Origin of the sequence: Streptomyces sp. NPDC047971, assembly GCF_040653355.1 — a bacterium.
Taxonomy (GTDB): domain Bacteria; phylum Actinomycetota; class Actinomycetes; order Streptomycetales; family Streptomycetaceae; genus Streptomyces.
The window spans coordinates 119770-133355 of sequence record NZ_JBEZNW010000014.1 but is presented as its reverse complement, the minus strand read 5'-3'; the positions used below and the strand labels follow the sequence as shown (position 1 = coordinate 133355).

The window sequence follows — 13586 nt, the reverse complement described above, 5'->3', positions numbered from 1 at the left end:
GGGCGGAATCGCCCCGGGCGCCCTCGGCCGCGCGGGACCTACGGCCGCAGCGCCCGCAGCAGCAGGTCGGCGAGCTGGTCGGCGACCTGCTGCGGGGTGAGCGGGCCGTCCGGGCGGTACCAGGTGGACAGGTGGTGGACCGAGCCGAAGTGGTAGTCCACGACCAGGTCCGCGGGGGTCGCCGCGGAGAACACCCCTGCCTGCTGGCCCTCCTCGATCAGGGCCCGGAACCGCTCGTGGTAGCGCCGCCGCTCGGCCCGCACCTGCTTGTTCTTCTCCGGGCTGAGGTGGTGCATCGAGCGGAAGAAGATCGAGGCGTCGTCGAGGTTCTCGATCGTGGTGACCACGACGTCGGCGGCGGCGTCCCGCAACCGCTGCTCGACCGGCGCGTCCGCGTCCGCGAAGGCGTCGAGCCGCTCCTGCTGGAGCCGCAGCACCCGCGAGTAGACCTCCTGGAGCAGGTCCTCCTTGGAGCCGAAGTAGTGGTAGAGCGCGCCCTTGGTGACGCCCGCCGCCTCCACGATCTCCTGGACGGAGGTGCGGTCGTAGCCACGCTCCGCGAAGAGCCGGGTGGCGGCGGCCAGCAGCCTCTGGGGGACGGGGGTACCGCTCCCGTCCGTCGTCCTGGCCATGCGCCGCCGCCTTTCCCTTGTGCTCGTCATGTGGTGCGGGAACGGAGTTCCCGCCTCAGGATCTTCCCACTTGTCGTTTTCGGCAGCTCCGCCAGGATCTCGACCTCGCGCGGATACTTGTACGCGGCCAGCCGCAGCTCGCAGTGGGCGGCGAGTTCGGCGGGCTCGGCGGTGGCGCCGGGACGCAGGCTCACGTACGCCTTCACCGTCTCGCCCCGGTAGGCGTCGGGGATGCCGACGACGGCGGCCTCCCGGACGGCCGGGTGGGTGTAGAGGACGTCCTCGACCTCCCTCGGCCAGACCTTGAACCCCGAGGCGTTGATCATGTCCTTCTTGCGGTCGACGACGTAGAGCCAGCCGTCGGCGTCCATGAAGCCGATGTCGCCGGTGCGCAGCTCCCCGTCGGGGAAGGTCTGCTCGGTGGCCTCCGGGAGCCGCCAGTAGCCGGGGACGACCTGGGGGCCGCGTACCGCTATCTCGCCGGGCTCTCCGAACGGCACCTCGGCGCCGGTCTCGTCGAGGATGCGGACGACGGTGTCGGGTCCGGGGAGGCCGACCGACAGGGTGCCGGAGGCGGGGTCCACCGGGGCCTCCAGCTCGGGCGGTACGGCGGCGCAGGGGGCGGTGCACTCGGTGAGGCCGTAGCCGTTGCGGATGTACGGGCCGAATCCGGCGCGGAACTTCTCCACCAGCGCGGGCGGCACCGGCGCCCCGCCCGAGGAGATGATCAGGAAGGAGGAGAAGTGGTCGCGGGTCGCCCCGGGATGGGCGCCGAGCGCCATGAAGGCCGTGGAGGGACCGACCGTGTACGCGGGGCGGTGCTCCAGGAAGGCGTCGAGGACGACCCCGGCGTCGAAGCGGTAGGCGAGGACGAGGGTGCCGGCGTTGCCGAAGCAGGCGGCGAGTTCGCAGACCAGGCCGGTGATGTGGAAGAGCGGGGCGAGGGCGAAGTAGCCGGCGCCCTCCGGGACCGGGTGCCCGGTGCGCTGGCGCTCGGCGTTGTAGCTGATGCCGCGGTGCAGGTTGAGCGCGCCCTTGGGGGTGCCGCTGGTGCCGGAGGTGTAGCTGATCAGGGCCACGTCGTCGGCGGAGAGCTCACGGCCGGCGGGGGCGGGGTGTCCGGCGCGGGCGACCGTCAGCAGGTCGTCGGCCTCGGTGGGCACGGGCTCGAAGGCGAGGACGCGGGGGTCGTCGCGGGTCTGGAGCCCGCGTTCGCAGGCGGTGAGCGCGATCCGTACGGAGGAGTCGGCGGCGGTCTCCCGCAGATACGCGTCCCAGGCCCGGTCGGAGCAGATCAGGGCGGTGGCGCCGGAGTCCCGCAGGGCGTGCCCGACCTCGGCCGACTTGTACATCGGGTTGAGCGGGACGACGGTCGCGCCGGCCTTCCAGGCGCCGAGGAGGGCGAGGACGAAGTGCGGGCTGTTCTGGAGCATGATCGCGACCCGGTCGCCGCGCTCCAGGCCCTGGGCGGCGAGGTGTCCGGCGACCGAGTCCGAGAGGTCGTCGGTCTCGCGGTAGGTGAGGCGGCCGTCGAAGTAGGCGAGGGCCGGGCGCTCGGGCACCCGGGCGGCGGAGGCCCGGAAGGCGTGGAGGACGGTGGGCGGAGGGGTGACGGGCCCCCGCTGGGCCTCGGTGAGCCGGCCGAGCCAGGGCTTGGCCGCGTAGAGCGACCCGGTCGGGGTCATGCGCCGGCTCCTTCCCACTTCCGCTGGATGTGGTTCATGTTGCCGAGCCATCGCTCGGGGTCGGTCGCCCTGGCCCGGTAGAACTCGGCGACCTCGGGGTGCGGGAGGACCAGGAAGCGGTCGGCCTCGATGGCGTCGAAGAGGGAGTCGGCGACGTCCTCGGGCTCGATGGCGGTGGGGGCGAGGACCAGTTCCCCGGCCGATCCGGCGGCGGTGAGCATGTCCGTGCGCACGCCCTGCGGGCAGATCGCGTGGACCTTGACCCCGCGGTGACGGTAGGTCAGGGAGAGCCATTCGGCGAAGGCGTACGCGCCGTGCTTGGAGACGCTGTACGGGGCGGCGCCGACCATGGTCAGCAGGCCGGCGGCGGAGACCGTGGAGACGAAGCGGCCGCTGCCGCGCTCCAGCCAGTCGGGCAGCAGCGCGCGGGCGGCGCGGACATGCGCCATGACGTTGACGTCCCAGGCTGCGGCCCAGACGGCCTCGTCGGCGAAGGCGTCACCGGGCGAGGCGAGTCCGGCGTTGGCGCACCAGACGTCGATCGTGCCGCCGAGGGCCTCCCGCGCCTCGTCGACGATCTCCGAGGCGTCGCCGGGGACGGCGACGGCGCCGATCTCCTCGGCGACGGCCTTCGTGCGGCCGGGGTCGAGGTCGTTGACGACGACCCGGGCGCCCTCGGCGGCGAACCGGCGGGCCAGCGCGGCTCCGATCCCGCCCCCCGCGCCCGTGACGACCACCCCAGCGCCCTGCACCGTACTCATCGAGACCCGCCTCTCCGTTGCGACAGTGCCGGCAGACTAACCAGTCGGTATGTGGCTGGGGAAGACCCCTGACGCACGCCTCGTTCCCTGGGGCCGTCAGGAGCGCTAGCGTGCGGGCCCATGTCAGGGAAGGCGATCAAGGAGGTTTCCGCATGATGCCGTCGAGCCCGTCGAACCCGTCCCGCCGGTCCAACCCCGCGAACGCGTCGGGCCTGTCGAGACGCGGTCTGCTCGCCGCCGGGGGTGCGGTCGGGCTGGGAGCCGTGGCCGCCCCCGCGGCCGCGGCGCACGGCGGCGACCACCGGGTCCGCACCGGCTTCGACCGGCTGGTCGCGGACGGATACGCCCCGCTCGCCGGGCAGAAGGTCGGCGTCGTCACCAATCCGACCGGGATCACCTCGGACGTGCGCCACATCGTGGACGTCATGCACGCGGACGAACGTGTCGACCTGGTGGCCGTCTTCGGCCCGGAGCACGGCTTCCGGGGCACGGCGCAGGCCGGCGGCTCCGAGGGCCGCTACGACGACCCGGCGACCGGGCTTCCCGTCTACGACACCTACCTCAAGAGCGGGCAGCCGCTGGCGGACGTCTTCACCGCGTCGGGCGTCGACACCGTCGTCTTCGACATCCAGGACGCCGGCGCCCGCTTCTACACGTACATCTGGACGCTCTACGACTGCATGGTGGCGGCCGCCCTGGCGGGGAAACGGTTCGTCGTCCTCGACCGGCCGAATCCGGTCAGCGGGCGGGCGGCGCTGGGCCCCGTCCTCGACCGCGCCTTCGCCACCTTCGTGGGCCGCGAACCGATCGCGCAGGCGCACGGGATGACGGTGTCGGAGCTGGCCCGGCTCTTCAACGGGGAGTTCCTGGCGAAGCCGGTGGAGCTGCGGACCGTCCAGATGTCGGGCTGGAAGCGGCGCGACTTCTTCGACACGACCGGGCTTCCGTGGGTGCCGCCGAGCCCCAACATGCCCACGCCCGACACCGCGCTCGTCTACTCCGGCACCTGCCTCTTCGAGGGCACCAACCTCTCCGAGGGGCGCGGCACGACCCGCCCCTTCGAACTGCTCGGCGCGGAGGGCGTCGACCGGCGGTGGGCGGAGGCCGCGAACGCCCTGGAGCTGCCCGGAGTGCGCTTCCGCGAGGCGTACTTCGCGCCGACCTTCTCCAAGTTCCAGGGGAAGACGGTCGGCGGGGTCCAGGTGCAGGTGCACGACAGGGACGCCTTCGACCCCGTACGGACCGGGATCGGGCTGCTGGTCAGCGCGAAGCGTTCGTGGAGCGGCTTCGCCTGGCGGCCGGACAACTGGATCGACAAGCTGACGGGCTCGACACGCGTGCGGACCCTGATCGACGCGGGGGCCGGCACCGACGAGGTGGTGGGCGCGTGGGCCGCGGACCTGGCCGCGTTCCGGGCCGTACGGAAGGAGTACCTGCTCTACCGGTGACGGGTGGCGGGTGAGGCCCGGCCCCGGCCCGCGGGTGGGGCAGACCCCCGCATGATCACGGGTGCGGGCAGGTTGGCCGCCGGGGTGCCGTCGTCGACAGGCTTGGTCCATGAAGACCTTGACGCGACATCGGTTACCGCTGGTGGGGGCGGTCGTGGCGCTCTGCCTCGCCGCCCTCGCCCCCGCCGCGAGCGCGGACAGCGGGGCGGCCCCGGACCCCGCCCGTGAACTCGCCCGAACCGCGATGCCCCTGGACGACCTGCGACCGCTGGACCGGATGATCGGTTCGGCCAGGGTGCTCGGCATCGGGGAGGCGACCCACAGCTCCTCCGAGTTCTTCGAGACCAAGCACCGTGTCTTCGAGCACCTGGTGGAGAAGCAGGGCTTCAGGACCTTCGCCCTGGAGGCCAACTGGTCGACCGGTCTGCTGATCGACGACTACGTACGGTTCGGCACGGGCGACCCACGGCGGATCCTGGACGACGAGTTCCAGAACGCCTACCGGTTCTGGAACACCGAGGAGTACCTCGACCTGATCACCTGGATGCGGCAGCACAACCTGCGCCATCCGGACCACCAGGTGCGGTTCATGGGCAACGACCTGGGCTACGCGGGTCCGAACCTGTTCGACAAGGTCACCTCGTACGTCGCCCGCACCCACCCGCGGCTGCTGCCGCGCTTCGAGGAGCTGTACCGGGCCTCGCGACCGGTCGGTGACGTCGACGCCTGGATGAACGGGTACCTCGCCCGGCCGCTGGAGCAGCGCCGGAGCATGGCGGCGGACGTGAACCGCGCCCTCGCGCTCCTGGAGCGGCAGAAGCCCGGCCGCGACCGTGAGGCGCACACCTGGACGGTCCAGCACGCCCGGGCGATCGCCCAGGTCGGCACCGAGATGGCGCACGACGCGGAGAGCGCCTCGGGCGTCGCCGACGCGATGCTCTACCGCGACCGGATCATGGCCGAGAACACGGTGTGGTGGCAGCGGACGACCGGCGACCGGATCGTGCTGTCCGCGCACAACAACCACGTCGGCTACGAGACGACGAAGCCGGACCAGTACCCCCGCCTCCAGGGGGCGTTCCTGCGGGACGCGCTCGGCCGGGACTACGTGAGCATGGGGGCGTCCTTCGGGCGGGGCTCGTTCAACGCCCATGACACCGGGGCACCGGGCGAGCCGGTCCGGGTGTTCACCGTCGGCCGGCCGGGGACGGACAGCGCCGCCGAGACCCTGGACCGGGTCTCGCCGCGCCCCTTCTACCTGGACCTGCGCGCGACCACGCCCGCCGCGCGGGACTGGCTGGGCGTGCACCGTCCGGCGTGGCTGATCGGCACGGCGTTCCCGTGGGAGGGCAACCAGGCACCGGTCCGGCTGACGACGGCGTACGACCTGCTCGTCCACTTCCCGGAGGTCTCCGCGGCGCGCCTGCGCTGAAAGCCTGGCCGTCCCTCCGTGCGCGCAGGATGCTGTCGCGGGGAGAGCCGCCTCGGCGGCTTCCCCAGGAACTTCCCCAGCACTTCCTCGACGCGGAGGGACGGGCAGAGCATGGCCGGAACGAGTGTGGAGCCGTACCGCGAGATCACCTTCGACAAGGACGGCGACGGTGCGGCCCGGCAGCACGAGGCGCTCGCGGCGCTGGGCGCGCAGGGGGTCACGGATCTGGTGATGTTCGCCCACGGGTGGAACAACACCAGGTCGGTGGCCACCCGCCTGTACGGGGCGTTCTTCGCGCCCTTCCCGGGGACCCTGAGGCCGGATGTGCGGGTGGGGTACGTGGGGGTGGTGTGGCCGTCGATGATGTTCTCGGACGAGCCGATCCCCGACTTCGAGAGCGTGGCGGCCGTGCACCCGGGCAAGGAGACGGTGGTGGAACGGCTGGCCGCGCTGCTGCGGGAGCAGCCGGACGACGAGACGGCCCTGGCCGACTTCAGCGAACTTCTGAGGCAGTTGACCGACACGGACGGCTCGGCGGGCTTCGCCCGGGACGCCCCGGAGGTGCCGGACTTCCTGCTCGCGGACCCGGTGGCGGTCTTCGCGATGTTCGCCGACGCGTTGGAGGAGGCGGCGGGGCCGGGGCGTCTCCCCACCCCGCGCGAGGCGTTCGGGGGCAGGCTGACGCGGTACTGGAAGGGTGCGCGGGAGGCCCTGCGGCAGGCCACGTACTACACGATGAAGCGCCGCTCCGGCACGGTCGGCGAGCGGGGGCTCGGCCCGCTGCTCGGTGAACTCGCCCGCTCCTCCCCCGCACTGCGGATCCATCTCGTCGGCCACAGCATGGGTGCCAGGCTCGTCTCGTTCGCCCTGCGCGGCCTGCCCGCCGAAGTCCGCAACGTGGCCTCGGTGACGCTCCTTCAGGGAGCCTTCTCCCACTACGCGTTCGCGGCCCGCCTCCCGCACGACCCGGGCAGGGGCGGTGCGCTGCGCGATCTCCAGCGCCGGGTCGACGGCCCGGTGGTCGCCTGCTACTCCCGCCACGACACCGCGCTGCGCGTGATCTACCCCCTGGCCTCCCGCCTGGCCCGCGACGCCGACTCGCTGCTCGGCAGCGACAAGCGCTGGTGGGCGATCGGCCACGACGGTGTCCAGGCGGTCCCGGGGACCCCCTCGCTCCCCCTCGCCAAGGCCCTGCGCGACGGCGTCCCCGCGGCGGGGTGCGTGAGCGTCGACGCGGCCGAGGTGGTCGGCGAGCACAGTGACATCTGCCACCCGGAACTGGCCCGGCTGGTGGCGTCGGCGGGCCGGATCGGGGGGCGGTAGTCAGGCCGGCGCACCGTCCTCACCTCCCCGGTCGATGATCCGCTCCATCACCTCCACCGGCAGGGACGGGTGGCCGGCGGCCGCGCCGGCCACCCTCCTGTCGGGATCCGTCAGCAGGCTCTCGACGACGTCCGGCGGCAGGGCGGGGTGCACGGCGATGGTGCGCAGCGCCTTGCGTACGGAGCCCGCGTCCCGCGCCATGCGGCGGAGCAGCGCTCCGGGACAGCCGGGGTTGCGGGCGACGGCGCCGTACACCGGTGGTCCGTGCCGCTCGACCAGCTCGGCGAGCCGGTGGTCGCCGAGCTCCGGGTGCGGTGCGATGCGCCGGGCCACCCCGATGTCGGGATCGGCCGCGAGGCGGTCCACCAGTGCGGCGGGGAGGTCGGGCCGGGCGGCGACGAGGGCGCGTACCTGGGCCACGCGGCTCGCGGCTAGCTCGGACAGCTCCGACTCCGTGGCGGCCAGGATGCGCGGCAGCGGCTCGTGCGGGAGGCGCCGCTCGGCCGCGAGGGCCGTGAGCCAGGGGAGGGGGACGGCGGGGTTCTCCACCACGGCCATGCGCACGGCGGGTTCGGGGTCGTCGGCGAGCTGCCGGAGCAGGGTTTCGCCGATGGTGGGGTTGCGCGCCGACGTCGCGCGCACGAAGGCGACCGGATGGGCGGCCAGGCGGGGGTGGAAGGAGGCCGGCAGGTCGGTCCGTTCCGCGATCGCGTCCACGACGTGGGCTTCGTCGGCCTCCAGGAACTCCTCCAGGCCGGGCGGTGGCACGGCGGGGTTGGCGGCGGCGGCCAGGCGTATCCGGCGCACGCCGGGCCGGTGGTGGGCGCAGCGCGCGGCCCGGTCGTGGCAGGCGGCGCAGCTCGTGGGCGCCGGCCGGCCGCCGTGGGCGAGGAGGGCGGCGAGCAGGGCGGGCGGCGCGTGCGTGTTCCTCGCGAATTCCGCCCGTACGACCACATGGGGATGGCGGGCGAGTTCCTCGGCGAGGCCGGAGGGCAGCTCGTCGGATGACGCGGCGTTCTCGGCCACGTACGGGTCGGTGTCGCGGACGAGGGCCGCGAGGACGTCCCGCGGCAGGTCCGTGACGGAGGAGGCCACGGCCCCGCGGACCTCGCGGTCGGGGTGCGCGGCGAGGTCGCGCAGGGCCGGCTCCGGGACGAGTCCGGCCGCGGCCGCGGCCACCAGGAGGTGAGGATCGTCACGTGGTACGTCGGCCCAGGTGATCCTGCCGTGGACGACGAGGCTCCAGACGTCGGCGTCGTCGTGGGCCCGCAGGGAGCGCGCCTGTGACGCGGTGAGGCCGTCGCGGCCTGCCAGGAGGAGGCCGACGTCCTCGCCGCCGATCTCCAGCAGTCGCGCGAACAGCCGCTCCGGCAGCGCCGGATTCTCCGCGAGCCCCAGTACGACGTTCCGTCTCACAGCTCCCCCGCGCGCCTCTGATGGCCCCCATCGAATTTTCGATGGAACACGAAGGGGTACTCGTTCGTCCATTCCATAACGTCCTTGACGCCGAAGTACCACCGACGGAGGTGCGAAGCGATGGCGGGTTTCCGGAGTCTTGCGAGACAGGTGCGCGATCCCGGGAGTGACACGGCGCTGCGGAGGTACTCGCTGCGCAAGTGCCTGGAGCGGTTCGCCCCGTACGGGCACCGCGCGACCTGGGACCACCTGTGCCGCAGGCACAGGTTCGGGCCCGAGGATCGGGAGCTGGATCCTGGGCGGCTGGTGGCCGCTCTGGAGGAGCTGGAGGAGGCGCGGGCGGTCTGGCTCGCGTACGAGGAGGAGTTCGCGGCGCGGCGGCGGCGCGAGAAGCACGGCGGGCTGCGGCGGCCCGGCGCCCTGGACGACTGGCACCGGCGGACCTGGGGCGGCAACGGGGTGGCCCGGTGCGACGACCCGGCGGTGCATCCCTCGGAGCCGCTGGCCGTGGTGCTGCGGCGGCTGATCACCGCGCTGCAGTCCGCGCCCGGGGAGCGTTGCCCGGTGTGCGCGGGGCCCCGGATCGAGTGGCGGCCGGATCTGGACGACGAGCCGTGGTTCGGTCCGGTGTGCGGTGACTGCGGGGTCGTGGTGCCGCGTGCGGTGCTGACGGCGAGGGCGCTGGCACGGGCGCGGGGCGAGGCGGTTCCCCGGCTGGTGTCCGCGGCGTGATGCAGGTCTGTCTGAACGGGGGCCGCGGTCCGGGGGATTCGGCGGCCGTGCCGATGTCGCCGGCCGCGATGGCGGAAGCGGCGGCACGGGCGGTCGCGGCCGGGGCGTCGGAGGTGCACGTGCACCCCAGGACTCCGTGCGGCGGGCAGACGCTCTCGCCCCGGGTGCTGGCCCAGACCCTGGCGGCGATCCGCGCGGCCGTGGACGTTCCCGTCGGGGTGACGACCGGCGTGGCGGAGGAGCCCGATCCGGTGCGGCGAGTGGAGCGCGTCCGCGCGTGGACGGTCATCCCCGACCACGCGGTGGTGCTCTGGCACGAACCGGGCGCCGAGGAACTGGCGGCCGCGCTGCTGGAGCGGGGTGTGGGTGTGGAGGCGGGCATCCGGCCGGCCACGGAGGCTCCCGAGCGGTTTCTGGCATCGCCTCTGGCGCGCCGCGTGCTGCGCGTCGTCGCGGGGGTCGGCGGCCCCGATCCGGTGGCGGCCGCTCGTGCCCTGCTCGCCGAGGTGGGTGGGGCCCACGGCCTCCCGGTCCTCCTCCACGGCACGGACGCCGGCGCGTGGCCGGTCCTGCGCCTGGCCCGTCGTCTCGGCCTGGCGGCGCGTATCGGTCTGGAGGACACGCTGTTCCTGCCGGACGGGAGCCTCGCGCGGGACAACGCCGAGCTGGTCTCCGCCGCGCTCTCGCGGTAGCGCCGTCCGCCGGGCGCGGGAGGCTACCAGCGTGAAATCCGCTGGCCCAGGGGGTTTTCGCACGGGCAGAGTGTCCGGCGACGAGAACGCCACGTGACCGTCCCCGAGCCGCCGGAGCACCGACATGTCGACCTTGCGCGTCACCGCCGAGACCCTGACCGTCCACGACCACCCCAACGCCGACGCGCTGGAACTGGCCCAGGTGGGCCTGTATCGAGCCGTCGTCGCCAAGGGCGCGTACCGCACCGGTGACGTCGCGGTCTACATCCCCGAGCAGGCCGTGCTGCCGATCGCGCTCGTCGACGAGCTGGGGCTGACCGGGCGGCTGGCCGGAAAGTCGTCGGACCGGGTCAAGGCGGTGCGGCTGCGGGGCGAGTTGTCGCAGGGGATCGTCTGCCGGCCCGAGGCGCTCGCGGATGTCGACCTGGTCTCCGCTGCCGTCGAGGGGACCGACTTCGCCGCACTCCTCGGCATCACCAAGTGGGTGCCGCCGATACCGCCGACGATGAGCGGTGACGTCGAGTCCGCGCCGGACCTGCTGCCGTGGGTCGACATCGAGAACCTCCAGCGGTACCCGGACGTCTTCGAGCCCGGCGAGCTGGTGGTCCTGACGGAGAAGCTGCACGGTACGGCGTGCCTGGCGACGTACGTCGTCGAGGACGACCGGCTGCGGGTCTCCTCGAAGGGCTTCGGCGCCAAGGGTCTCGCCCTCCAGGAGGACCCGCGCAACCTGTACTGGCGCGCGGTCCACGGCCATGGTGTGCGAGCGGTCGCGGCGCGGCTCGCCGCGCGTCTCGGCGCGAGCCGGGTCGGGCTCTTCGCCGAGGTGTACGGGGCCGGTGTGCAGGACCTCGGCTACGGCGCGAACGCCCGCAGCGAGGGGGTCGGTTACGCCGTCTTCGACGTGTCGGCCGAGATCGACGGCCAGGTGCGCTGGCTGGACCCGGCCGAGGTCCTGGAGCCCGGCGAACTGCCCCTCGTACCCAGGCTGTACACCGGTCCGTACGACCTGGACCGGGTGCTGGAGGTGGCGAGCGGCCGGGAGACCGTCTCCGGGCGGGAGCTCCATCTGCGGGAGGGTGTCGTGATCCGCCCGGTGACGGAGCGGTACAGCCCGGTGGTGGGCGGCCGCGCCATCGCCAAGGCGGTCAGCCCGGCCTATCTGACCCGCAAGGGCGGCACCGAGTTCGAGTGATCCGCCCTGCCTGAACCGAGGGGCCCGTCCACGGGGGTGGCGGGCCCCTCCTCGCACGCGGTACGGCCGACGGGCCCTACGTCCCGTGGGGCCGCGAGGGCGGTCGAGGCCGTCGGCCGCCGTGGGGCCGGGACAGCCCGCGAGGGGTCGGGCGGCTGTCAGACCGCCCCCGGTCCGGCCTGCGCCTCCCGGCGCTCCGGGAGCAGCCGCGAGCCCGTCATCTGTTCGCCGATGACGTCGTCGGGGTTGGACAGCACGCAGTTCTGCAGCGACAGGCATCCGCATCCGATGCAGTCCGTCAGGTGGTCGCGCAGCCGTCCGAGCTGCTTGATCCGCTCGTCCAGTTCCGTGCGCCAGGCGGCCGAGAGGCGTGCCCAGTCCTCGTTGGTGGGGGTGCGCTCCTCGGGAAGTTCGGCGAGCGCGTCACGGATGGTCGCCAGCGGGATGCCGACGCGCTGCGCGGCCCGGATGAAGGCGACGCGGCGCAGGATGTCGCGGCTGTAGCGGCGCTGGTTGCCGCTGGTGCGGCGGCTGCTGATCAGGCCCTTGGTCTCGTAGAAGTGCAGGGCGGAGACGGCGGCGCCGCTGCGCGCGGACAGCTGGCCGACGGTGAGTTCGTGGATCTTCTCTGGAATCTGCGGCACTCCTCGAACCCTACTGCTCGGGCCTTCCGACCCGTTGACAGAGCCCCTCGGAGGCCGCCAGACTAAGCAGTCGCTTAGATGAGCGTCGAACGACAGACGTCAAGCCGGGTGAGAGACAGGGAGCAGGGACATGGCCGAGCCGAGGATCTTCACCTCCGCCGAGGAGCTGCGCGCCGGGGTCGGCGAGCAGCTGGGGTACAGCGACTGGCTGGAGATCGAGCAGAAGCGGATCGACCTGTTCGCCGACGCGACCGGCGACCACCAGTGGATCCACGTGGACGCGGAGCGCGCGGCGGCCGGGCCCTTCGGGAAGACGATCGCCCACGGCTATCTGACCCTGTCGCTGCTGCCGACGCTGGTCCCGCAGATCATGCGCGTCGAGGGCATGAAGATGGGCATCAACTACGGCACGGAGAAGGTGCGGTTCCCCTCCCCCGTGCCGGTCGGCTCACGGCTGCGCGCCACCGCCGTGCTGACGAACGTCGTCGAGGCGGGCGGCGGGGTACAGGTCACCGCGACCGTGACAGTGGAGCGCGAGGGCGGCGACAAGCCGGTCTGCGTCGCCGAGTCGGTGTCGCGCTACTACTTCTGAGCGCCGACCATCCGCAGGACGAGGTCGGCGTAGAGCGCCCCGACCTCGTCCGGCGTCCGGCGCCCCCGCACGTTGAACCAGCGCGACACGTCGATGCAGAGCGAGAGCACGGCGACGGTGGTGCCGGCGACGTCCGGCACGTCGAACTCCCCGGCCGCCACGCCCTCGTTGATGATCCGGCGCACGGCCGCGTCCGACTCGCGGCGCAGCTCGACGATCTCGGCGCGGTGCTCGGGACCGAGCGCGTCCAGCTCGTACTGCACGACCCGCGCGGTGGTGTGCCGCTCGGCGTGCCAGCGCACGAAGGACCGTACGGCGTCGGCGAGCCGCTCCCCCGCCGTGCCCTCACCGTCGGCCGCCGCCCGGAGGATCTCCAGGGCCCGGTCGTGACCGATGCGGCTGATCCGGTGGAGCAGCTCTTCCTTGGTCTTGTAGTGGATGTAGAGCGCCGCCGGGCTCATGCCGGCCCGGCCCGCGATGTCCCGGGTCGTCGTGGCGTGGTACCCGCGCTCGGCGAACGCCTCGACGGCCGCGACGAGCAGCCGCCGGGCCGCCTCGGGAGTGACCTCGCCCCACGGCACGTCCTCGCCGCCGGGCGTCTCCTCCGCCACGCTCATCGCTCGCCCCTCACTCCAGCTGTCAGGACGAACACCATACAACGAAGCTGAGCAAGCGCTTAGAGCTTCTGGAAGGGGTCGTGCTCCGCGAGGAGCTTCTCGAGGCGGGCCTGGTCGACCCGGCTGACGATCTGGCCCGCCTCCTGGCGGTCGCGGACGACCTTGGCGAGCGTGAAGGACGAGGTCGTCAGGTAGAGGACGGCGATCGCGAGGAAGGCGCGCACCCACGCGTCGGCGTCCAGCTGATAGATGCCGATCGCCACGGCGGCGAGCGCGAGTCCGAAGGAGACGACGGCCTGCAGGTAGTAGGCGGCGGTGTTCTGCTGCTTGACGGGTGAGTCGCTCATGGACGAAGCATCGGGCGGATGTGGGCCCCGCCACATCCGCCCGGATACTCAGAGGCGCGCCGCGACGTAC

The 13586-nt window shown here is 73.1% G+C and carries 14 protein-coding genes; 7 read left to right on the top strand and 7 right to left on the bottom strand.

The window, feature by feature from the left end; genetic code table 11:
* Positions 1-38: 38 nt before the first annotated feature.
* From AB0D99_RS16185 to AB0D99_RS16175, 3 genes are read right to left on the bottom strand one after another with little or no spacing between them, the layout of a single operon-like run.
* Positions 39-632 (bottom strand): TetR/AcrR family transcriptional regulator, encoded by a 594-nt coding sequence (locus tag AB0D99_RS16185; RefSeq protein ID WP_362361354.1) that lies wholly within the window; start codon positions 630-632, stop codon positions 39-41.
* A 26-nt stretch (positions 633-658) separates the two neighbouring features.
* Positions 659-2317: an AMP-binding protein gene (locus tag AB0D99_RS16180; protein WP_362361351.1), complete on the bottom strand. Its 1659-nt coding sequence runs from the start codon at positions 2315-2317 to the stop codon at positions 659-661.
* Positions 2314-3078, bottom strand: a complete 765-nt coding sequence (locus AB0D99_RS16175) for an SDR family oxidoreductase (RefSeq protein ID WP_362361348.1) — start codon at positions 3076-3078, stop codon at positions 2314-2316. Before AB0D99_RS16175 ends, AB0D99_RS16180 begins: the two co-directional genes overlap by 4 nt.
* A 152-nt stretch (positions 3079-3230) precedes the next feature.
* Here AB0D99_RS16175 and AB0D99_RS16170 point away from each other — a divergent pair, with 152 nt between their 5' ends.
* From AB0D99_RS16170 to AB0D99_RS16160, 3 genes are all read left to right on the top strand, one after another.
* Entirely contained in the window at positions 3231-4526 is a 1296-nt protein-coding gene (locus tag AB0D99_RS16170) for a DUF1343 domain-containing protein (protein ID WP_362361345.1), read from the top strand.
* Positions 4527-4635: 109 nt separating this feature from the next.
* Positions 4636-5958: an erythromycin esterase family protein gene (locus AB0D99_RS16165; protein WP_362361342.1), complete on the top strand. Its 1323-nt coding sequence runs from the start codon at positions 4636-4638 to the stop codon at positions 5956-5958.
* Positions 5959-6069: 111 nt separating this feature from the next.
* A complete protein-coding gene (locus tag AB0D99_RS16160) occupies positions 6070-7281 on the top strand; it encodes an alpha/beta hydrolase (RefSeq protein WP_362361339.1) in 1212 nt (403 codons plus the stop codon).
* Here the strand turns inward: AB0D99_RS16160 and AB0D99_RS16155 are convergent, their stop codons facing one another.
* Entirely contained in the window at positions 7282-8697 is a 1416-nt protein-coding gene (locus tag AB0D99_RS16155) for a hypothetical protein (protein WP_362361336.1), read from the bottom strand.
* Between the two features lie 120 nt (positions 8698-8817).
* Here AB0D99_RS16155 and AB0D99_RS16150 point away from each other — a divergent pair, with 120 nt between their 5' ends.
* The 3 genes from AB0D99_RS16150 (at position 8818) to AB0D99_RS16140 (ending at position 11316) form a co-directional block, all read left to right on the top strand.
* On the top strand, positions 8818-9429 hold the full coding sequence (locus tag AB0D99_RS16150) for a hypothetical protein (protein WP_362361334.1): 612 nt from the start codon (positions 8818-8820) through the stop codon (positions 9427-9429).
* Positions 9426-10121, top strand: a complete 696-nt coding sequence (locus AB0D99_RS16145) for a 3-keto-5-aminohexanoate cleavage protein (RefSeq protein WP_362361331.1) — start codon at positions 9426-9428, stop codon at positions 10119-10121. The genes AB0D99_RS16150 and AB0D99_RS16145 overlap by 4 nt, the downstream gene beginning before the upstream one ends.
* A gap of 124 nt (positions 10122-10245) precedes the next feature.
* Positions 10246-11316: an RNA ligase (ATP) gene (locus AB0D99_RS16140; protein ID WP_362361328.1), complete on the top strand. Its 1071-nt coding sequence runs from the start codon at positions 10246-10248 to the stop codon at positions 11314-11316.
* A 158-nt stretch (positions 11317-11474) separates the two neighbouring features.
* On the opposite strand, the gene soxR is transcribed toward AB0D99_RS16140, so the two are convergent.
* A complete protein-coding gene (soxR, locus tag AB0D99_RS16135; protein ID WP_362361325.1) occupies positions 11475-11960 on the bottom strand; it encodes a redox-sensitive transcriptional activator SoxR in 486 nt (161 codons plus the stop codon).
* Positions 11961-12090: 130 nt separating this feature from the next.
* On the opposite strand from soxR, the gene AB0D99_RS16130 reads away from it, so the two are divergent.
* A complete protein-coding gene (locus AB0D99_RS16130) occupies positions 12091-12552 on the top strand; it encodes a MaoC family dehydratase (protein WP_362361323.1) in 462 nt (153 codons plus the stop codon).
* On the opposite strand, the gene AB0D99_RS16125 is transcribed toward AB0D99_RS16130, so the two are convergent.
* A complete protein-coding gene (locus tag AB0D99_RS16125) occupies positions 12543-13169 on the bottom strand; it encodes a TetR/AcrR family transcriptional regulator (RefSeq protein WP_362361320.1) in 627 nt (208 codons plus the stop codon). The two genes, AB0D99_RS16130 and AB0D99_RS16125, sit on opposite strands and share 10 nt — an antisense overlap.
* Positions 13170-13228: 59 nt before the next feature.
* Positions 13229-13516 carry a YiaA/YiaB family inner membrane protein gene (locus AB0D99_RS16120; RefSeq protein WP_362361317.1) on the bottom strand — a complete coding sequence of 96 codons (288 nt, stop codon included), beginning with the start codon at positions 13514-13516 and terminating at the stop codon, positions 13229-13231.
* Positions 13517-13586: the final 70 nt, after the last annotated feature.